This is a genomic window from Thermoflexus sp. (genome assembly GCF_034432235.1).
GTDB lineage: Bacteria > Chloroflexota > Anaerolineae > Thermoflexales > Thermoflexaceae > Thermoflexus.
Genome location: NZ_DAOUCJ010000075.1, coordinates 93,157 through 112,222 on the forward strand (window position 1 = coordinate 93,157; position 19,066 = coordinate 112,222).

17 protein-coding genes are annotated in these 19,066 nt (G+C 66.0%); 10 read left to right on the forward strand and 7 right to left on the reverse strand.

What is annotated here, in order from left to right; genetic code table 11:
- Window positions 1–230 precede the first annotated feature (230 nt).
- The 8 genes from infC (at window position 231) to VAE54_RS09195 (ending at window position 8,814) form a co-directional block, all read left to right on the forward strand.
- Window positions 231–833, forward strand: coding sequence for a translation initiation factor IF-3 (infC, locus tag VAE54_RS09160; RefSeq protein WP_322801702.1), 603 nt, complete (start codon window positions 231–233; stop codon window positions 831–833).
- Window positions 799–1,011: a bL35 family ribosomal protein gene (locus VAE54_RS09165; RefSeq protein ID WP_322801655.1), complete on the forward strand. Its 213-nt coding sequence runs from the start codon at window positions 799–801 to the stop codon at window positions 1,009–1,011. Before infC ends, VAE54_RS09165 begins: the two co-directional genes overlap by 35 nt.
- A gap of 247 nt (window positions 1,012–1,258) precedes the next feature.
- Window positions 1,259–1,621: a 50S ribosomal protein L20 gene (gene rplT / locus VAE54_RS09170; protein WP_295452854.1), complete on the forward strand. Its 363-nt coding sequence runs from the start codon at window positions 1,259–1,261 to the stop codon at window positions 1,619–1,621.
- Between the two features lie 156 nt (window positions 1,622–1,777).
- The gene (locus tag VAE54_RS09175) at window positions 1,778–2,572 is read left to right on the forward strand and encodes a TrmH family RNA methyltransferase (protein WP_416223792.1); all 795 of its coding nucleotides are present in this window, start codon (window positions 1,778–1,780) and stop codon (window positions 2,570–2,572) included.
- A 131-nt stretch (window positions 2,573–2,703) separates the two neighbouring features.
- Window positions 2,704–3,933 carry a 23S rRNA (uracil(1939)-C(5))-methyltransferase RlmD gene (gene rlmD / locus VAE54_RS09180; RefSeq protein ID WP_322801657.1) on the forward strand — a complete coding sequence of 410 codons (1,230 nt, stop codon included), beginning with the start codon at window positions 2,704–2,706 and terminating at the stop codon, window positions 3,931–3,933.
- A 46-nt stretch (window positions 3,934–3,979) separates the two neighbouring features.
- Window positions 3,980–5,965, forward strand: a complete 1,986-nt coding sequence (locus tag VAE54_RS09185) for a molybdopterin biosynthesis protein (RefSeq protein WP_322801658.1) — start codon at window positions 3,980–3,982, stop codon at window positions 5,963–5,965.
- Window positions 5,966–6,019: 54 nt separating this feature from the next.
- A complete protein-coding gene (amrB, locus tag VAE54_RS09190; RefSeq protein WP_322801659.1) occupies window positions 6,020–7,237 on the forward strand; it encodes an AmmeMemoRadiSam system protein B in 1,218 nt (405 codons plus the stop codon).
- Window positions 7,228–8,814, forward strand: a complete 1,587-nt coding sequence (locus tag VAE54_RS09195; RefSeq protein WP_322801660.1) for a glycosyltransferase family 39 protein — start codon at window positions 7,228–7,230, stop codon at window positions 8,812–8,814. The genes amrB and VAE54_RS09195 overlap by 10 nt, the downstream gene beginning before the upstream one ends.
- Before the next feature lie 161 nt (window positions 8,815–8,975).
- Here VAE54_RS09195 and VAE54_RS09200 read toward each other — a convergent pair whose 3' ends face one another.
- The 6 genes from VAE54_RS09200 to VAE54_RS09225 all read right to left on the reverse strand — a co-directional run bounded on the left by VAE54_RS09200 (window position 8,976) and on the right by VAE54_RS09225 (window position 14,351).
- Window positions 8,976–11,216 (reverse strand): parallel beta-helix domain-containing protein, encoded by a 2,241-nt coding sequence (locus VAE54_RS09200; RefSeq protein WP_322801661.1) that lies wholly within the window; start codon window positions 11,214–11,216, stop codon window positions 8,976–8,978.
- 74 nt (window positions 11,217–11,290) lie between these two features.
- Entirely contained in the window at window positions 11,291–11,518 is a 228-nt protein-coding gene (locus VAE54_RS09205; protein ID WP_322801662.1) for a DUF951 domain-containing protein, read from the reverse strand.
- Complete coding sequence (locus VAE54_RS09210; RefSeq protein WP_322801663.1) at window positions 11,493–12,143, reverse strand: HAD family phosphatase; 651 nt, start codon at window positions 12,141–12,143, stop codon at window positions 11,493–11,495. The genes VAE54_RS09205 and VAE54_RS09210 overlap by 26 nt, the downstream gene beginning before the upstream one ends.
- A gap of 160 nt (window positions 12,144–12,303) precedes the next feature.
- Window positions 12,304–12,936 carry a zf-HC2 domain-containing protein gene (locus VAE54_RS09215; RefSeq protein WP_322801664.1) on the reverse strand — a complete coding sequence of 211 codons (633 nt, stop codon included), beginning with the start codon at window positions 12,934–12,936 and terminating at the stop codon, window positions 12,304–12,306.
- Window positions 12,937–13,052: 116 nt separating this feature from the next.
- Entirely contained in the window at window positions 13,053–13,664 is a 612-nt protein-coding gene (locus VAE54_RS09220) for a sigma-70 family RNA polymerase sigma factor (protein ID WP_322801665.1), read from the reverse strand.
- A 3-nt stretch (window positions 13,665–13,667) separates the two neighbouring features.
- Window positions 13,668–14,351 (reverse strand): glycosyltransferase family 2 protein, encoded by a 684-nt coding sequence (locus tag VAE54_RS09225; protein WP_322801666.1) that lies wholly within the window; start codon window positions 14,349–14,351, stop codon window positions 13,668–13,670.
- Window positions 14,352–14,561: 210 nt separating this feature from the next.
- Here VAE54_RS09225 and VAE54_RS09230 point away from each other — a divergent pair, with 210 nt between their 5' ends.
- Together VAE54_RS09230 and VAE54_RS09235 are read left to right on the forward strand one after the other, a co-directional pair.
- A complete protein-coding gene (locus tag VAE54_RS09230) occupies window positions 14,562–15,728 on the forward strand; it encodes a glycosyltransferase (RefSeq protein WP_322801667.1) in 1,167 nt (388 codons plus the stop codon).
- A gap of 14 nt (window positions 15,729–15,742) precedes the next feature.
- Complete coding sequence (locus VAE54_RS09235; RefSeq protein WP_322801668.1) at window positions 15,743–17,911, forward strand: glycosyltransferase family 39 protein; 2,169 nt, start codon at window positions 15,743–15,745, stop codon at window positions 17,909–17,911.
- Window positions 17,912–17,968: 57 nt separating this feature from the next.
- On the opposite strand, the gene moaA is transcribed toward VAE54_RS09235, so the two are convergent.
- A complete protein-coding gene (gene moaA, locus VAE54_RS09240; protein ID WP_322801669.1) occupies window positions 17,969–18,949 on the reverse strand; it encodes a GTP 3',8-cyclase MoaA in 981 nt (326 codons plus the stop codon).
- Between the last annotated feature and the right edge of the window lie 117 nt (window positions 18,950–19,066).

The window sequence follows — 19,066 nt, forward strand, 5'->3', positions numbered from 1 at the left end:
GGGTCAAGGGGAGCGCCCCTGTGTGCTTCCTTTGGCCCCCCGAAGCCTTGCGTCAAATCCTCCATGGGCAACTCCAAATCTCCATGACCTCAAAGTCCCTATCCAAGCCGAACCGCGAACGTGCAAGCCCTGAACCCTATGGAAAAGCCTCGCTGGGATTTCCGGGTTGACGTTCAGGCGGCCCCATGTTATGATCTTCTCCGACATCCTCTCCCAGGAAGGAGGAGCATATTTCCGCGCGGAAATATCGTGTCAATGAGGCAATCCGGGCGCGCCAGGTCCGGTTGATCGGCCCGGATGGAAAGCAGATCGGTGTGGTTTCCTTGATGGAGGCGCTCGCTGCGGCGCGCCAGTATGGCCTGGATCTGGTGGAGGTCGCCCCCCAGGCCGACCCGCCGGTCTGCCGCATCATGGATTACGGCAAGTTCCTCTACGAGCAGGCGAAGAAAGAACGGGAGGCCCGTAAGGCGCTGAAACAGATTGTCGTGAAAGAGATCCGCCTGCGGCCCACCACGGATCCCCACCATGTTGGATTCAAGGTGCGGGATGCCCGGCGTTTTCTCAACGATGGCAACAAGGTCAAGGTCCAGGTTCGGATGCGGGGGCGCGAGATGATGCACCTGCAGCTGGCCACGGAGATGCTCCAGCGTTTCGCGGAGCAGGTGGCCGATGTGGGAATGGTGGAGACCCCACCCAGTATGGAGGGCCAGAGCATGGTGATGGTGCTGGCCCCCCTGCGTCGGAAGGGAGGGCAGCCGGCGGAACGGAAAGCGGAATCCAGCCCGGAGGTGATCGAAGGTGCCCAAGATTCGGACCCACAAGGCGACCGCTAAGCGGCTTCGCTATACCGGGAGCGGGAAGCTGGTGCGCGCGAAGATCGGCCGCAGCCACCTGCGGCGCAAGCGCGCCAAACGCACCAAGCGGCTCTACGATGAGATGCTCACCGTGACCGAGCCCTTCGTTTATAAGCAGGTGAAGCGGCTGGCCCCCTATCTGGACAAGAAAGATTAATGGGGCCAGTTGTTCCATCCTTCAGCGAAGAGATTTACGGGCTGGGGCGCTGCTGAACGGGGCGCCCCAGCTTTCCCGATGAAGTGGAAGTCGCGTCACTAGTCTATTGGTGAGGTCTTTTGGGGAGAGAGTGCCTCATCTCCCAAATATGGGAGCACAGCCGCGCCAGTCCTGAATTCCGGTGGGGGTGTCTCCGGCACCCTACGCTCAGCCGGATATCTTTTCGCGCATATAGGGGGAAGTTGCGATGACTCGTGTGAAAAGCAGCGTCACGAATCGCCGTCGACACAAGAAGGTTCTGAAGATGGTGGAAGGCCAGCGGGGATCCCGCAGCCGGCATTACCGGCGAGCTCACGAGGCGATGATTAAATCCCTCGCTTACGCCTATCGCCATCGGCGGGAGCGCAAACGGGATTTCCGCCGCCTCTGGATTATGCGGATCAATGCCGCAGCCCGTCAGAACGGCCTCTCCTACAGCCGGTTGATGGCTGGGCTGCGGGCCGCCGGGATCGCCATCAATCGCAAGATCCTGGCGGATCTGGCCGTCCGGGATGCGGCCGCCTTCGCCCGGCTGGTCGAAACCGCTCGTCAGGCGCTGGGCCTTGCCTGAGGGTTCGGATTCCCCTGCCGAAAGCTTCGGGGGGAGGATGGAGCAACCCCGGCGCTCTGCCATGCCTTCCAGGGTGTTCCTTTCGTCTCATCATCGCCTTCTCACCAGCGGAGGAGGGCCGGAAAGCCCGGCGGAGGAGTCTTATCCAATTTCCATATGCTCCGGATCACCAGTCCCTCCAATGAGAAGGTCAAGCGGGTGCGGGCGCTCCTGGAACAGCGGAAAGCTCGTCGCGTCTACCGGCAGATGGTTCTGGAAAGCCCGCGCCTGATCGACGAGGCCCTGCATTTCAACGCCCATCATCCGGAATACCGCCTCCTTTTCGCGTTCTATGCGGATCCCACCCCCCGCGCTCAGGAGACCCTGGCCCGCCTTCAGGCAGCCGGGGTACCCTGTTATGAGGTCACCCCCGCGATCCTTCGGATGTGCACGGAGGCGGAGACCCCCCAGGGGGTGATCGCCGTAGCGCCGATCCCGGAACTTCCCTGGCCCGCCTCGCCGACCTTCCTGGTCCTCCTCGATCGGGTTCAGGAGCCCGGGAATGTGGGCGCTGTGTTGCGCAGCGCGGCGGCGGCGGGAGCGGAAGGGATGATCATCCCGCCGGGAACCGCCGATCCGTGGCATCCGAAGGCGGTGCGGGCGGCCGCGGGCGCCCATTTCGTTCTGCCCGTGCGCCCGGCCTCCTGGACGGAAATCCCTTCTCTCGTGAAGGGCACCACCATCTGGCTCGCGACACCCGGAGGCACGCACACCTACCTGGAGGTCGACTGGCGGGAGCCCGTGACGCTGATCCTGGGGGGTGAAGCGGCAGGCCCCGGGCCGGAGGCGCAACATCTGTCCCATCGCACCGTGCGGATCCCGATGGCGCGGGGGATGGAGTCCCTCAACGTCGCCGTCGCCGCGGCCCTTCTCCTCTATGAGGTTGCCCGCCAGCGGGGATGGATCCCATGACCCGCCGGCCCTGCACCGTGGAAGGCGGAATCTCCTTTTCTCCCAGGTCCTATCCGGAGGCGTGAAGGGCCAGGCGGGCCGCCTGCAAGGGCCCGCTTGACCGTCCGGGGAAAATCCAGCTGAGAAGAGAAATGAGCCGGATTCGCTTGATTCTGGAACAAATGGCTCATGGGGGCGAGGCCATCGGCCGTCATGAGGGCAAGGTGGTGTTTGTTCCCTTCGGCATCCCGGGGGAGACCGTGGACATCGAAGTGGTGGAAGATCGGGGCTCCTACGCCCGGGGGCGGATCCGGGAGGTGATCTCCCCCTCCCCGGCGCGAAGGGAGCCCCCCTGCCCCCATTTCGGGGAATGCGGCGGCTGTCATCTCCAGCATATGAGCTACGAGGCCCAGCTGCAATTTAAGGCAGAGATCGTTCGGGATCAGCTGCGCCGGATCGGGAAGATCGAGGACCCGCCGGTGCGTCCCACCATCCCCAGCCCCGATCCTCTGGGTTATCGCAATCAGGTCCAGTTTTCTGTAACCCCCGATGGCCGCCTGGGCTTTCAGGCCATGCGCTCCCATCGGGTGGTCCCCATCACCCGCTGCTGGATCGCCCATCCGATGCTCCAGGAACTGTATGAGGCCCTGGACATCGAGGGGCTGGCCCTGCGGCGGCTCACGCTGCGCTGCGGCGTTCGCACCGGGGATCGAATGGTGATCTTCGAAACCGAGGGGGATGAGCTGCCCGTCCTGGAGACCGACCTGCGGGTCTCCCTGGTCCTGCTCACCGAGGACGAGCGGATCATCCCGCTGATCGGGTTGGACTATCTCACAGAAGAGGTAGGCGGTTTCCTCTTCCGCATCTCGGCCTCCAGCTTCTTCCAGACCAACACCGCGATAGCGGAACAAATCGTCCATCGGGTAGTGGAGTGGGCCGATCTGCATGGGACAGAGGCCGTCCTGGATGCCTATTGCGGGGTCGGGCTGTTCACGGCGCACCTGGCGCCTTTCGCCCGACGGGTGGTCGGCATCGAAGCGCATCCGGCAGCCGTAGCCGACGCCCAGCATAACCTGGCCCGGTTCCCCCACGTCGAGATCCGGGCCGGGACCGTGGAGGCGGTCGCGCCGACACTGGAGGAGCCCTTCGAAGTCCTGGTGGTAGATCCCCCCCGAACCGGATGCTCCCGGGAGGCCCTGGAGGCCCTCCTGCGGCTGGCGCCCCGGCGCTGGATCTACGTTTCCTGCGATCCCGCCACCCTGGCCCGCGACGCCCGCCGGATCCTTGATGCAGGTTACCAATTGCGAGAAGTGCAGCCGTTCGATATGTTCCCACAAACCTATCACATTGAGACCGTATCGCTGTTCGAGAAAGGGGAGTGAGCGGATAAAATACTTTCTGGTTTGGATTCCCTCCGGGGGTTCCCCGATGGGCCGTCGGATCTATCTGGAAGATATCCCTCTGGAGGAAGCCTGGGCGCGCTTCCTTCGAGCGCTGACAGAGGCCGGCCTGGATGGGCCGTTCCCAGGGGAGCGGGTTCCCCTGGATCAGGCGCTGGGGCGGATCACGGCGGAACCCATCTGGGCCCGGCTGTCAGTCCCTCCCTATCCGGCTGCGGCGATGGATGGGTTCGCCCTCCGCGCTCAGGATACGATAGGCGCCACCGAAACTCAGCCGCGGGTGTTGCTCGTCCACCCGGCCGATGCCGGGGGGGGAGCCTGTTATGTGGATACCGGGGATCCCCTTCCGCCCTGGGCGGACGCGGTGGTCCCGGTGGAGCAGGTGCAATTCGACGCAGAAGCCCCTGAGCGGGCCACTCAAATCACCCTGTATCAACCGGTCGCCCCCTGGGCCAATGTCCGCCCGGTCGCTGAGGATATCGCCGCGGCCGAGCTGGTGCTGCCCGCCAACCATCGTCTGCGGCCCGTGGATCTGGGCGTCATTGCAGCATGTGGTTATGCGGATGTCTGCGTGCGCCGTCAGCCCCGGGTGGCGATCCTGCCCACCGGGACGGAGCTGATCCCCCCCGAACAGGCGGCGACGCGAGGGGTGCGGCCGGGGGAGATCATCGAGTTCAACTCCCTGGTGCTGTCCGCTCAGATCCGCGAGTGGGGCGGGCTCGCCACCCGTTTCCCGATCATCCCCGACGACTTCGAACGTCTCCTCGAAGCCACCCAGGAAGCGGCTCGCACCCATGATCTGGTCCTCATCAACGCTGGCTCCTCCGCGGGGCGCGAGGATTTCACCGCCCGGGTCGTCTCCACCCTGGGCACCCTCCTGGTCCACGGGGTGGCGGTGCGCCCAGGCCACCCGGTGATCCTGGGAATGCTCCAGGTGGATGGGCGGTCCATCCCAGTCATTGGGGTTCCAGGGTTCCCGGTCTCCGCAGCCCTGACCGGGGAGATCTTCGTGGAACCGCTGCTCGCCCGCTGGCTGGGCCGCCCGCCCTCGCGGCGACCGCGCCTTTCCGCCGTGCTCACCCGCAAGCTGCTCTCCCCGCTGGGAGATGAGGAGTGGGTTCGGGTGACCGTGGGACGGGTGGGCGAGCGCTATGTGGCGGCGCCCCTCCCCCGCGGAGCAGGAGTCCTGTCCTCGCTAGTGCGAGCGGATGGGATCCTGCGGATCCCCCGATTCGTGGAAGGATATGATCAGGGCCAGGTGGTTTCCATTGAACTTTACACCCGCATAGAGGAGATCGAAGGCACCGTCCTGGCCATCGGCAGCCATGATATGGCCCTGGATCTGATGGCCCAGTTTCTGGCGGAACGGTATCCCGGCCGGAGGCTCCAGAGCGCGAACGCGGGCAGTCTGGGAGGCCTGATCGCCCTCCGTCGAGGAGAATGCCATCTGGCCGGGTCCCACCTGCTGGATCCCGAAAGCGGCGAATATAATTTGCCCTATGTCCGCCGATATCTCGCGGGGATCCCGGTGGCAGTGGTCACCCTGGCGCACCGGGAGCAGGGTCTGATCGTCGCTCGGGGAAACCCCAAGGGGATCCGGGATCTGCGGGATCTCGCCCGGCCGGATGTGCGGTTCGTGAACCGCCAGCGGGGAGCGGGAACTCGGATCCTCCTGGATTATCACCTCCAGCGTCTGGGCATCGACCCCCGGGCGATCCCGGGCTACGAACGGGAGGAGCTCACCCATCTGGCCGTAGCAGCGGCGGTCGCCAGCGGCCGGGCAGATGTCGGCCTGGGGATCCGCGCGGCGGCCGCGGCGATGGGGCTTGAGTTCATCCCCCTGGCCCTCGAGCGTTACGACCTGGTAATCCCGCTGGCCCTCTATGAGGATCCCTGGCTCCAGCCGGTGCTGGAACTCCTGCACGAGGCCCGTTTCCAGGCCGCGGTGGCCGCCCTGCCCGGGTATGATGTCCGGGAAATGGGACGGGAAGTGGCCCGATTCGCTGGATCGTAATCGATCATCTGGAGCCCGGCGGGGCAACTCCCTGCGGTTAGAAGGAGGATCATCATGGGCGATCCGACACGGTATCCCCGGCTTCGCCCGGTGGATCTGCGCCCGATCGTTCGCAATGGCCGCCGGTATGTGGTGGTGCGAGATCCCCTCCGGCTCTCGGAACAGATGGTGATGATCCCGCAACCCCTGGCGCCGGTGCTGGCTCTGTGTGACGGCACGCGGGATCTGCGAGCCATTCGCGCGGCGTTGATGGTGCGCTACGGCGTTCGAGTAGACGAGGAGGCCCTTCGCTCACTGATCGCCACCCTGGATGAATTGTGCCTGCTGGAGAACGAACGGTTCCGGGAAGCCCAGGCCCGGGCTCTGGAAATCTATCGCCGGGCCCCCTTCCGCCCGCCCATGCTCGCGGAGGAGGTCTATCCAGAGGACCCGACGGCCCTGCGCCAGCTGTTCCGTCGTTTCGAAGAGGAAGCCCCGGGAGAGGATCCCGAGGAGGATGGACGCGGACTGGTGAGCCCCCACATCGATTATGCGCGGGGCGGGCGGGTTTATGCCCGGGTCTGGCGGCGGGCCGCCCCGTTTGTGCGCGAGGCGGACCTGGCGATCATCCTGGGGACGGATCATTACGGGGAGGACCGATCGATCACGCTGACCCGTCAACATTACGCCACGCCCTTCGGCGTGCTCCCCACGGCCCAGTCGATCGTGGAGGCCCTGGCTCAGGCGCTGGGGGAGGAAGCCGCCTTCGCCGGCGAGCTCCGCCACCGGGGGGAACACTCCATCGAGCTGGCCGCCGTGTGGCTGCATGCGACACGCGAGGGGAAACCGGTGGAAACAGTGCCCATCCTCTGCGGCCCCCTGATGTCTTTCATCCAGGAAGACCGGGATCCGATCTCCGATCCGGTGATCGCCCGTTTCATTGAGACCATGCGCGCCGCCATCGCCGGACGCCGGGCGGTGATCGTGGCCGCGGGGGATCTGGCGCATGTCGGCCCGGCTTTCGGCGGCCGCCCGCTGGATCTTCCAGGGCAGGCTCGCCTGAAGGCGGACGACGAGGCCCTGATCGAACGCATGGCCGCCGGGGACGCTGCGGGTTTCTTCGAGGAGATCCGGCGGACCAAAGACCGCAACAACGTGTGCGGAGTCTCCCCGATCTACCTCGCCCTGCGTATCCTGGAGCCCACCACAGGGGAGAAGGTCGATTACGCCCTCTGCCCGGCGGATGAGCAGGGCACTTCGGTGGTTTCCATCTGCGGCCTCATATGGCGATGAGCATTGAGGTTTCCCTTTTCCCGTTCCTGGCCGGCATGGGGCTCAGCTTCGGCCTCGGGCGGATGCTCCAGGCCCTCCTCCGGCCCTCCCGCCGGCGCCCGGATCCCCGCATGCTGCTCCTGGTTCTCCTCGCCTTTGCGTTACGGGCGGGTTCCCTGACTGCCCAGTCCCTCTGGCGAGACGAGGTGGATGCCCTGCGGTTCGGGCGGGATCTCTCGAGGGAGATCGCGGAGGCCTTCCGGCAGGGGGATCGGGCGGGATGGGAACGGCTGGCCGCGATATTGACTCGACCGGGCTTCAATGGGCCGCTCTATTTCATCGGGCTCTTCCAATGGGTTCGCCTGGCCGGCGATTCGGAATTCGCCCTCCGGTTCCCATCGGTCTGGCTGGGAACCCTGGCGGTGGCCCTGGGGTTTGCCCTCTTCCGCCGATACCTGCCGGCCCCTGCCGCGCGGCTCACCGCATGGTTCCTGGCGACGGCGCCCTTCCTGGTCTGGTATGGCCAGGAGGCCAAGATGTATGCCCTCCTGGTGCTCCTCTTCCTGGCTGCCTGGGGCGCCCAGGAGGCCGCCCGTCGGGATCCGCTGGGATGGGTGGAGGCCGCCCTCTGGCTGCTCCTGGGGCTTTACAGCCATATCCTCTTCGCCATGTTCCTCCCCGCCTTCCTCGCGCTAATCGGGATCCGAAAAGGATGGCCCTGGAAAGCGCTGACCGGCGCAGCAGCAGCCGGTCTCCTGTTGCTGATCGCGGATCTTCCCCTGCTGCGCTGGCAGATCCATCAGGTGCTCCAGTGGGATGGAGGGATCCGCCCGATCTGCGGGGAGACCGGCTTTCCGCGGGTGGCCCCGTGGGATGGGCTGGGGATGCTGGCTTGGGGGGCAGCGGTCGGGGTGTGGGGTGGGTTCCCGGGTTGGGGGCTTCTTCCCCTGAGCGTATGGATGATCCTGGGGGTCCTGGCGGGCCGGGTATCCAGGCGGGTGCGCGGCGTGCTGATACTGTGGGCGTTGGGTCCGTGGGCCTTGCTTTCCCTGCTCTCCCTCTGCCGTCCGCTCTTCGTGGAGCGCTATCTCATCGCGGCCATGCCCGCCTGGTTCGCTCTGGCGGCGATCGGCTGGGAGCGGATCCCGGGTCGCGTCAAGCGGGCGATGGCCCTGGCCCTCGTTCTGGCCCCCATGACGATGGGCCTGTGGGCGCAGGCCGCCATACCCATCAAGTCGGATTTTCGGTCGGCAGCGCGCATCGTGGCCGCGGGTTACCGCCCGGGGGAGCTCATCCTGTTCCACATCGGCTACATCCAGCATGTGTTCGACTATTATTTCCGCCAGCCTTACGAAGGGGTATGGGCACCGGCCACCAACTTCCGGACCCCCGAAGGGGGGTATCTGCTGAGGGAAGCGGAGGTGGCGTCCCGGATGGCGGCCCTGGTGCAGGGCCGGAAAGTGGTCTGGCTGATTTATTCGGAAGCTTCGATGTGGGACGATCGGGACCTGGTCCGACGCTGGCTGGACGCCCACGGCCGGCTGACCGGGCGCTGGGTGTTCCAGCAGGTGGAAGTGCGGCGGTATGCGCTCCCGTAAAGATCCCATGGCCTTTTCCCCCAAGTCCATTCCCGGTGGCCCCTCCGCTCGCGCGCGGATCCCCTGGCAGGGCTTCCACGGAGCGCAGGCTACCTGAGTGGCTCACATTCCATCACTCCCATCGACCAACTGATCCGCGCATCCAGCGACGGAGGATCACCTCATCCCAGCAACCGAATCAGCAACTGGAGCGACCGCCAGTAGGCGCGGCGGAACGGCCAGGGCCAGTCCGGCCCGGGGAGTAGCGGAGGGAAGGCGCGGGCACCAGGCTGCCGCCACAGATTGTCCCAGCCGCTCGTATCCCAGAGCAGGTCGGCCCCCGGCAACCCCGCCGCCCGCACTTTGGGATCCGGGCTCCAGCCGTTGTTCGCCAGGATATTGTCGTGAATCCAGTTCCGCTCGGGGATAGCACCGACATCGAAAACCGTTCCCTTCGGGAAAACCTGGTATAGCCCAACCACGGCGATGCCCACGGAAGCGTTGTCCCGGATCTCGTTGCCGGTCACCTCGGTCTCATCCGCTGCCATGATCAGGATCCCGGTCCCTGAGGGCACGTTCCCCACAATCGCGCCCGGTTTCGCGAAGTTGGGCCCGTTGTTCCGGATGATGCGATTGCCGACGATCCGGTTATGGGAGCCCACTTTGGATTCGAGGTTGGGGAGGACGAAGACCAGGACGCCGGCGGTGTTGTCGTGGGCGTAATTGTTCTCCACCGTGATGGCCACCGAGTTCTCCACCTCAATGCCGCTGACGTTGCCATAGGCCTCGCTATCGCGAATGATGCCGTTGCGGGATTGGCCGATGTAGATGCCGGTGTCCCACGCCCCGGTGGCCACCACCCGCTCGACGAGGATATCCTCGCTCCCGACGGGATACACACCGTAGGCGCCCGTGTTCTCCGTCACCACATCCCGGATCACGATCCCCCGCGCCCCCGGCACCACGATCCCGTTGTTGGTGTAGTTGCGCACGATCAGGTTCTCCACGGTAAAGCCATCCCGGGTGGCGATGATGCCATCCCCCAGTGTGCCCCGTCCGTCCAGGATCGGCCGCTGGCCATCCCGCGAGATCCCCCGCAGGGTGAGGTTCTCCGTCTCCACCACCAGGGCCTCGTGATAAAGACCCGGCTCGATCAGGACCGTATCCCCTGGCCCGGTTTGATCGAGCACGGCCTGGATCGATTCCCCGGGACGCACCATCCAGGTCCGGGGTTCGCGGTGCGGCTCTGAAGAGCCTGCCATGCCGGTGTTGAAACGGGCCGCGATCGCTCGCGCCGGGTTCTCCAGACGGGAGACCACCGGCAGGCCCGAGGGCACGGCCTCGGGAACCGGCGGAAGGGCGGATTCATCCGTCAGCGCGTAGAGGAACGCCACCAGATCCGCCCGCTCCTCGGGGCTTAAGCGGAACGGCTGGATCTTGGCGTCGAGGTTGGGGAGATCCATCCCCCGCCCGCGGCCGCCGCCGTCTTTGTAGAAATCGATCACTTCCTCAAGGGTGGCGAAGGCCCCGTTATGCATATAGGGAGCGGTCAGGGCGACGTTGCGCAGGGTCGGCACCTTGAAAGCCCGCTCATCCCGGGGCGAGCCGGTGATCTCCGCCCGCCCGCGATCCGCCGGCATCCCAGGGAGATCCGGCACCCCGATCACCCGGAAGTCCGAGGAGCCGAACAGGGGGAGGGTGTGGCATTCAAAGCACCGGGTGCGCCCGGAACGGAACAGGTTCAGGCCGCGGCGCTGGGCCGGCGTGAGCGCCCCCTCATCGCCTGCCGCGAAACGATCGAAGGGAGCGTTCCGGCTGACCAGGGTGCGCTCGAAGGCCGCGATGGCCTTCGCGATGTTCTCAAAGGTCACCGCCGAGCCATCCCGCCCCCCAAAGGCCCGGTCGAACCGCTCCCGATACTCCGGGATCGCCCGGAGCTCCTGAACCAGTCGGTCCGGCTGTTCCGCCATCTCCTGGGGATCCGTCAGGGACATGCGGGCCGCCTCTTCCAGAGAGGAAGCCCGGCCATCCCAGAACAGCCGCCTGAGGTAGCCCACATTCCACAGGGTGGGGGCGCCCCGGCGCATGGGCTGGCCGTCGGCACCGATGGAGCGTCCCTTCCCATCCGTGAATCCGAGATCGGGATGATGGCAGGTGGCGCAGGATCGACGGTTATCCCCCGAGAGAAGAGGGTCATAGAACAGCAAGCGGCCCAGCTCCGCCTTCTCCGGAGTCTGGGGGTTATCCGGGGGAACCGGCATCGGGGGGAAGGGGCGCCGGAGCGCCCCGGTGGCGCCCGGCATCCCATCGGAGAGGCCACCTGGGGGCAAATCCGGGGGGACCGGCCAGAAGGCCGCGATGAGGAACAGCAGAGCCAGAACCAGCAGCACCCCACCACCCAGGTAAAGTCCGATGCGTTTCATGATCACCCCTCCTCTTCGTCCTGCAGGGATTCCCGATCGGGCCGTGCAGATCATCCCGTGGGATCGGCCTCTTTTCAGCGATCCGGGGAAGAGGAAGACAGCGTGGGAGGAGGACGGGTGCAGCGGACGATCCGTCGCACCCGGCGTTCGAATTCCCGGCGCGGCAGCAACACCCGGCGGCCGCAGGTCAGGCAACGGATCCCGATGTCCGCTCCCACCCGGACGACCTGCCACTCCGTCCCCCCGCATGGATGGGGCTTGCGGAGCTGCACCACATCATCCAGATGGATCTCCAGCGGCATGATCCCTCTCCTCCATGGGACGCCATCCGTTCAACCATTCCTGCAACCGTTGCAAAGCCTCCCGCGTGTCGCGGAAATGGATCCCGCAAAGGCCCAGCGCGCGGGCGGCCTGCACATTTTCCGGCAGATCATCCACGAAAGCCGTGGCTTGGGGTGGGACCCTCAGGCGCTCCAGAGCCAGAAGGTAGATGCGGGGGTCCGGCTTGAGCAGCCCAACTTCGGCGGAGATCACCACCGCATCGAAAAGGTCCAGCAGGCCCAGGTGCCTCAGGACCTCCCGCAATCCAGACCAGGCGTTGCTGATCAGGCCCAGGGCGACCTGGCCTTTCCACTGGCGCAGCGCCTCGACCAGGGGCGCATTCAGGCGATCTCCGGCGAAGAATCGCTGACGCACCTGCTGGATCTTCTCCGGGGATCGGATCCCCAACCGTTCCCCGATCGCTTTCCAGAACTCCGGTTCCGGGAGCTCCCCCCGCTGGGCTCGCAGGGAGAGATCGCTGGCGAAGATCAGCCGCTCCAGATCCTCCACGGCCAGCCCGAGCTCCCGGGCCAGCGCCTCCCGGGGGGAAGGATCCTCGCTGCGCACCAGCACGCCTCCGAAGTCTACGATCACCGCACGCTGCATCCGGGATGTGCCTCCATGGGAAGACTTCCGACGGCGGATATACGCCCGATGAGGATCGCGCGCCTTTCCACCCCCGTTGAATGGCCTGCGCGGGTTTGCGGTGGAGGACGCAAAACTCAGCATACTCCTTCTCGTCGGGAAGCGGCAACCGGGTTCCTGGCTAACGGAGCCGCCCGCTGCGCCATCGATCCAGCGCCAGGGACCCGATCGCGCCCAGCAGGAGAAGGAACTCGAGGATCCGCAATGGGGGAAGCGGGGGTGCTGGAGCCGGCGGCGGAGCTTCCTCAGCCCCGGGCCGGCGCTCGGCCGTCTCCGTTGGGGTCGGCTGGGGAACGATCAGACCGAACATCGGCGCCGGGGAGGGAGTGAACGTATGATCTTTCAGCGCCCGCAGCGCCTGTCGCTCCGCCTCGGTCGCTGGGGCGCCAGCAGGCGCCATCGCCGGTTGAGGCCCTGCGGCCCCCCGCGACAGGGCGAGATCCAGACCCAGAACCAGGATCAGCGCCGCGGCCATCGCCCACGCCGCTCGCCGGAGCCAGCCGGCCCCAGGGGACGCAGAGGCGACCTGCTCTGGCCGGATCGCAAAGGAACGGGGCGCTCGCACGGGCGGCAGCGCCCGGATCGCCTGAACCGTCCAGCGGAGGGTTTCCCACGATCGGGCGCATGTTTCACATCCGCGCAGATGCGCTTCCACCCGCGCCCGTTCTTCGGGTTCAAGGCGGTCATCCAGATACAGGGAAAGCCGATCCTGAACCCACTGATGTTCGTCCGCTTTCAGCTGGAAGAACGGCATGCTGAACCACGCTGAGAATTGAGATCTCCAAGAGGCGAGGAGGCGTCTTCGACGCCCCAACCCGCCCGAAAGTCCTCCGGCCTCACGACCAGAAAGGCGGAGTCGCTATCAACCCTCTAAGAGGGACGTATCGTCCCGGGGAAAAGTTCCCGGCGGGCCAGCAGGAAATCCCGGACCCGTGCGCGGGCCCGGCTCAGACGGGATTTGATAGTTCCCAGCGGCACCCGGAGGATCTCCGCGATCTCCTCGTAGGAATACCCTTCCATGTCCGCAAGCACCAGGACCACCCGCTGATCTTCCGGGAGGCTCTGGATGGCGCGATGGATCCAGTCGGCCAGCTCCTGGCGCTCCGCGTAAAATTCCGGCCCCTCTACCGGGGGAAGGAGCATCTCCGCTTCCGGCCCCTGATCCACCACGAACAGCGCTTCCAGGGAGGACTGAGGCCGGCGACGACGGCGGCGCAGCTCATCGTAACACGCGTTGGTGACGATGCGAGTGAGCCACGCCAGAAAGGAGCCGCCGCGGAACCCCCGGATCCCCCGAAAAGCGGCGATCAGCGCCTCCTGCATCGCATCGGCGGCCGAATCGTGATCGCCCATGATGCGATAGGCGACATGATAGAGGCGATCCTGGTAGCGGCGGATCAGCTCATTGAACGCTTCCAGGTCGCCGGACCGGGCCGCCTCAATCAGGCGCAGCTCATCGGGAGACGGGGCAGACAAGCTCATGGGTCAATCGACGAACCGATACTTGATCAGGGTCCACAAGGCCTTGAGCCCATCGCGGATGGGGCGGATTTTCTTTCCTTCCCGGAACTCCCGCCCGTAGTAAGAGATGGGCACCTCAAAGATCCGATAGCCCCGCTTGAGGATTTTGGCCGTGATCTCCGGCTCGAATTCAAACCCCCGGGCGTGCAGCGGGATGCCCCGCACCACCTCCGCCCGGAACACCTTGTAGCCGGTCTCCATGTCGCTCAGGATCGCGTCGTAAAGCAGGTTGGTGACCAGGGTCAGGAACTTATTGCCGATCATATGCCAGAAGAGCATGGCTTTGCGAGGTCCCAGGAAGCGGGATCCGTAAACGACCGAGGCCCGCCCCTCCAGGATGGGGCGGATCAGGCGCGGATAATCCCGCGGATCGTATTCCAGATCAGCGTCCTGGATCAGAAGGATGTCTCCGGTAGCGTGGGCGATGCCGGTGCGCACCGCCGCCCCTTTCCCCATGTTCCGCTCGTGGTAGATCACCCGGATGTCCCCACTCCGGGCTTCTTCCTCCAGGATCTCCCGTGTCCCATCCGTGGAGCCGTCGTCCACCACGATGATCTCATCCGCCAGGCCAACTGCCCGCACCTGTCTGAGGATCTCCCGGATCGTGGCCCGCTCGTTATATACTGGGATGATCACGGAAAGCCGCATGGCCTGTTTGCTCCTCCGGGTTTCGTTCCATGCATGGAAACCTGGGGCGCCTGCTATAGTCCTCCAAAGCCCCTCTGGAAATCAGAGGGCCGCCCCATCCTTTGAATCCGAGGCCCAACCAGATGTGAATCCTATTATATCTGGTGTGGAAGGGCTTTCTATGCCCGGGTGTGTAGCTTCCCGGAAAGCTTCCAGATCAGGAGGAGACTTTTGCGGCTGGCGCTGATCACCGGCGAGTATCCGCCCCTTCCCGGGGGCGTCGGCGATTACACCCGCGAACTGGCTCGAGCTATGCAGGCCCGGGGCCATGCCGTGGCGGTATGGACCGATCGCCGGGGGGAAGGGGAGGACGCCTCCCCCTTCCCGGTCTTCCGGGTCGTTCGACGCTGGGATGCCCGGGCCTGGTTCACGCTGGGACGCTCGCTGCGCGCCTGGCAGCCAGACGGCGTTCTGCTCCAGTATCAGGCGGCAGCCTATGGGCTGGGCGGGGCGATGAACCTCTGGCCGGCGATCGCACGGCTCTGGCTGGGGAAGATCCCCATCGTGGTCACTTTCCATGATCTGCGTGTCCCTTATCTCTTCCCGAAGGCCGGCCCGCTGCGAACGTGGAGCATCCGCTTCCTGGCCCGCCGGGCGGATGGGGTGATCGTCACCAACCACGAGGATGAAGCGGCCCTGCGCGCCGCTGGGATCCGCTCCCTCTGGCGCATCCCCATCGGAAGCAACATCACCCCCCCGTCTGATCTCCCACCCCCTCGAACCGCCCGGACGCACCTGGGGCTCCCGGAGGATCTCCCCCTGGTGGGCTTTTTCGGCTTCCTGCATCCATCGAAGGGCTTCGATGTTTTGCTGGAGGCCATCGCTATGCTTGCGCGAGAAGGGATGGCCGTCGGCCTGGTGCACATCGGCGCGACGGTGGCGCCCAGCGATCCTTCCCAGCGGGATTACGCAGCCTGGTGCCACCGACGGATCCGCGAGCTGGGGCTGGAGGGACGCGTCTGGGAGACCGGTTACCGACCGCCCGGGGAGATCTCCCTCGCCTTCGCAGCGGTGGATCTCTGCGCGTTGCCGTATCGCGATGGGATTTCCTTCCGGCGGGGGACGCTGATGGCCGCCCTGGCCCACGGGCGGGCCGTGATCAGCACCTTCCCCCGCGTCCCGATCCCGGAGCTCCAGACCGGAGATCCGATCCTCTTGACCCCTCCAGAAGATCCCGGAGCGCTGGCCCACGCCATCCGGCGTGTCCTGGAGGATCCCGCGTTGCGCCTTCGGCTGGAGCGCGGCGCGCGGATGCTGGCGGAGCGGTTCGCCTGGGAACGAATTGCCGCTGAGGTGGAAAGGGTCTTCCAATCCCTGAGCGTGAAGTCACAAAGATGAAACGAGAGGAGTGGATGGCCCTATCTCTGACCCTGATCGGGCTGGCGTTCGGCCTGCGGGTTTACCGGCTGGGCGCCGCCAGCCTGTGGTATGATGAGGCCTTCAGCATCGACCTGGCCCGTCATCAGATCTGGCAACCCAAGGAGGCCCACCCCCCCCTTTTCTATCTAACGCTCCGGCTCTGGATGGCCCTCGGCTCATCTTCTGAGTTCGCTGTCCGCTTCCCCTCCGCAATGGCCGGAACACTGACGGTGGTGATGTTCGCCGCCACTGCCGCACGGATCGGGCGTTCACCGATGGCCCGGATCACCGCGCTGGGCCTGGCCGCCACCCTCCCGTTCTGGATCTGGGAATCGCGGGAGGCGCGGATGTATGCGGCGCTGGGGTTCTGGACCGCCCTGGCCCTTTACGGGATGGCCCGGGGCTCCATGCGCCTGACCCTGTTCGCCGCCCTGGTCGGGACCTACACGCACTATGCGATGCTCTGGATGATCCCGGGGATCCTGCTCCTCGGGCTCCGATGGGGATCCGCCTGGATCCCCTGGGCGGTGGCCCTTCTCCTGGGAGCGGTCCCCGGCGCAGTCCACGCGCTGTGGGTGGGGCGGACGCAGGGGGCGTTCTGGCCAGGAACCCTCGATCTGGGGCGGACCCTGACGGTCCTCTGGCAGGCCCAGGGCCTGCAGGCCCGGATGGCCGGGTTCGTTCCCCCGGATCGATTCCCCTGGATCCCAGGGTTGATCGCGGGCGCGGGCATCGCTGGGATCGGGCTGATCCACGGGCTTCGCCGGCGAGCGGCGCGTTCCATATTTCTGGCCCTCGGCCTCTTCCCCTTAACCGTGGGCCTGGGCCTTCTGTATGGAAGCCCCAAGTTCCATCCCCACTACTTCATCGGCGCCGCCATCGGGTTCTGGCTGCCGGTGGCGCTGGGCTGGGCCGATGGGTTTCAACGCGCGCGGGGGGCTCTCCTGCCCGCCCTGGCGGCATGGGGGCTCTTCGTCCTGCCGGCCTTGAGCTGGACCCTGGGCCATCCGGAGCAGGTCAAGGACGACTGGCGAAGCGCGGTTCGGACAGTGGAGGCCCGTAAGGGGTCTCAGGAGGTCGTGATACTGACCAGCGGATTCGCGCTCCCGGCCTATCAGGTTTACGCGGCCACGACCAAGCCCATTCCATTGCCGGCGATCCCGGTGGCGGATGTGCGGTATGTGCTGGATTACGAAGCGGTGGCGCCGGTTCTGAACCAAGCGCTCAGGGGAGTGCATGGGGCATGGCTGGTGCAGTGGGGCGACGAGATCAACGATCCGGCCCAGGTCACCGCCGCCGCCCTCGACTGGATCGGCGATGAGATCGAGACCTTCACGTTTGCCGGCGGGATCCGGGTCCGGCATTTCATATGGGGGGAATTTCGCCCGCTGCCCAAGGACCCCCGGGCCCTTTTCGGCCATCCGGGCCAGCCGATTGGCCCTCACCTGATCTGGCTGGGGTATGGCCTTCCGGGAGGAGCGCTGCCGGCGGATCGCCCCCTTTTCGTGATCGCCGGATGGCAGACCAGGGGGCCCCTCCCCCCCGGACTCCGGGTCTCCCTCCGACTGGAACAGGAAAACGGCACCCTGTGGGGGCAATGGGATGGCGCGCTGGGGGGTGAGACATGGGACACCGCCCGATGGCCGTGGCCACGGGTCGTTCTCACGCGGTATGCTGTCGAGGCGCAGGCAGGCACTCCACCGGGCCGCTATCGGCCCCGTCTCGTGGTGTATCAGGGCGATCGGGTGTGGCTGGCCGCGCAGCTGAATCCGGTGGACCTCTCGCCTCCGGAGAGGCCATATACGGATCCCCGATGGGAAGGTCCTCCACGAGCGCAATGGCCTGGCCTGGCGCTCACCCATGTGGACCTCGAGGGGGAGCCCCGGGCGTGCCAGCCCCTCACCCTGGCGCTGTGGTGGCGAGTGGAAGGACATCCGGCCTCGAACCGGGTGAGCCTCCGCATCGGAGAGATGGTCATCACGGAACCATGGAACCCCGCCCATCCCGACCGGGCCTGGGGTCCCGGGGAACGATGGCGCGGGCGCTATCGCATCCAGATGCCATGCACGCCCGGCCGTTATGCGCTGGAGGTCGCGTTAGGGGGAGGAGAAGGCCTTCCGTTGCAATGGCAATCCGTGATTACCGTGGAGGTCAAACCGTGAAGGCAACCCGTATCCTGAACTCGTAACCGGACGAAGCACGGCCGGCTCATTCAGATTTCATCCCCCGATCTGGCTCATCACCCGGGCCATGGGGATAACCCCGTCGGGAAGGCCATGGCCCCACGGCTTGCGCCAGATGGCGGATCGGATCCGCGCTTTCAGCTCCTCATCGCTCGCGCCGCTGCGCAACGGTTCCCGCAGATCCACCTCGTCGTCCCGCAGCAGACACAGACGAAGCCGACCTTCCGCCGTGAGACGAACCCGATTGCACTGGGCACAGAAGGGTTCGCTGACCGGGCTGATGAAGCCTACCGATCCCACCGCGCCCCGAATTCGATACACCCGCGCCTCGCCGTCCAGATGGCCATCGTTGACCGGCTCCAGGGGACCGAATTCCCCTTCCAGGATCCGGATCATCTCCGCTGTGGGGACCACCACCTGCTGGGCGAAGGGGGCGACGTCGGCGAAAGGCATTACCTCGATGAAACGGACCTGCCAGGGACGGGTGAGGGTCAGGGCGGCGAGAGCCACCAGGTCCTGATCGTTGTAGCCCCGCACCACCACGGCGTTCAGCTTGATCGGGGTGAGCCCGGCCGCCTCCGCGGCGAGGATGCCCTCCCAGACCTCCTCCAGCCGGCCCCATCGGGTGATCCGTCGGAACTTCTCCGGGTCCAGGGTATCCAGGCTGACGTTCACCCGCTTCAGGCCCGCCCGAGCCAGGGGCTCCGCGAGGGCCTTCAGGCGCAGGCCATTGGTGGTCATGGAAATCTCCCGGATCCCGGGGAGGGCCGCCATCCGGGCAACCAGCTCCACGAGGTTCGGGCGAACCGTCGGTTCGCCACCGGTCAGGCGGATCTTGTCGAAACCCAGTTCCGCGAAGAGGCGGGTCAATCGGATCAGTTCCTCATCCGTGAGGAGCTCCTCGCGGGGGAGAAAGACCATCTTCTCTGGCATACAGTAAACACAGCGGAGATTGCAGCGATCCGTCAGGGAGATCCGCAGGTATCGGATATGCCGTCCGAATTGATCGAACACCATTCGGGCCCCCTTCGCCGGGGTCCAGAAACAGCTCTGAACCCACGATGCCGAAACACCTCAGGGACATTTTACGGCAGCGACCCCGAGCATGTCCAAAATTGGGTGCTCTCCTCGGAG

Excerpts from the sequence above, each read along its gene's own strand:
- rplT (WP_295452854.1), top strand. The coding sequence starts at position 1,259 with ATGACTCGTGTGAAAAGCAGCGTCACGAATCGCCGTCGACACAAGAAG.
- VAE54_RS09175 (WP_416223792.1), top strand. The coding sequence starts at position 1,778 with ATGCTCCGGATCACCAGTCCCTCCAATGAGAAGGTCAAGCGGGTGCGG.
- rlmD (WP_322801657.1), top strand. The coding sequence starts at position 2,704 with ATGAGCCGGATTCGCTTGATTCTGGAACAAATGGCTCATGGGGGCGAG.
- VAE54_RS09185 (WP_322801658.1), top strand. The coding sequence starts at position 3,980 with ATGGGCCGTCGGATCTATCTGGAAGATATCCCTCTGGAGGAAGCCTGG.
- amrB (WP_322801659.1), top strand. The coding sequence starts at position 6,020 with ATGGGCGATCCGACACGGTATCCCCGGCTTCGCCCGGTGGATCTGCGC.
- VAE54_RS09195 (WP_322801660.1), top strand. The coding sequence starts at position 7,228 with ATGGCGATGAGCATTGAGGTTTCCCTTTTCCCGTTCCTGGCCGGCATG.
- VAE54_RS09200 (WP_322801661.1), bottom strand. The coding sequence starts at position 11,216 with ATGAAACGCATCGGACTTTACCTGGGTGGTGGGGTGCTGCTGGTTCTG.
- VAE54_RS09205 (WP_322801662.1), bottom strand. The coding sequence starts at position 11,518 with ATGCCGCTGGAGATCCATCTGGATGATGTGGTGCAGCTCCGCAAGCCC.
- VAE54_RS09210 (WP_322801663.1), bottom strand. The coding sequence starts at position 12,143 with ATGCAGCGTGCGGTGATCGTAGACTTCGGAGGCGTGCTGGTGCGCAGC.
- VAE54_RS09215 (WP_322801664.1), bottom strand. The coding sequence starts at position 12,936 with ATGCCGTTCTTCCAGCTGAAAGCGGACGAACATCAGTGGGTTCAGGAT.
- VAE54_RS09220 (WP_322801665.1), bottom strand. The coding sequence starts at position 13,664 with ATGAGCTTGTCTGCCCCGTCTCCCGATGAGCTGCGCCTGATTGAGGCG.
- VAE54_RS09225 (WP_322801666.1), bottom strand. The coding sequence starts at position 14,351 with ATGCGGCTTTCCGTGATCATCCCAGTATATAACGAGCGGGCCACGATC.
- VAE54_RS09235 (WP_322801668.1), top strand. The coding sequence starts at position 15,743 with ATGGCCCTATCTCTGACCCTGATCGGGCTGGCGTTCGGCCTGCGGGTT.
- moaA (WP_322801669.1), bottom strand. The coding sequence starts at position 18,949 with ATGGTGTTCGATCAATTCGGACGGCATATCCGATACCTGCGGATCTCC.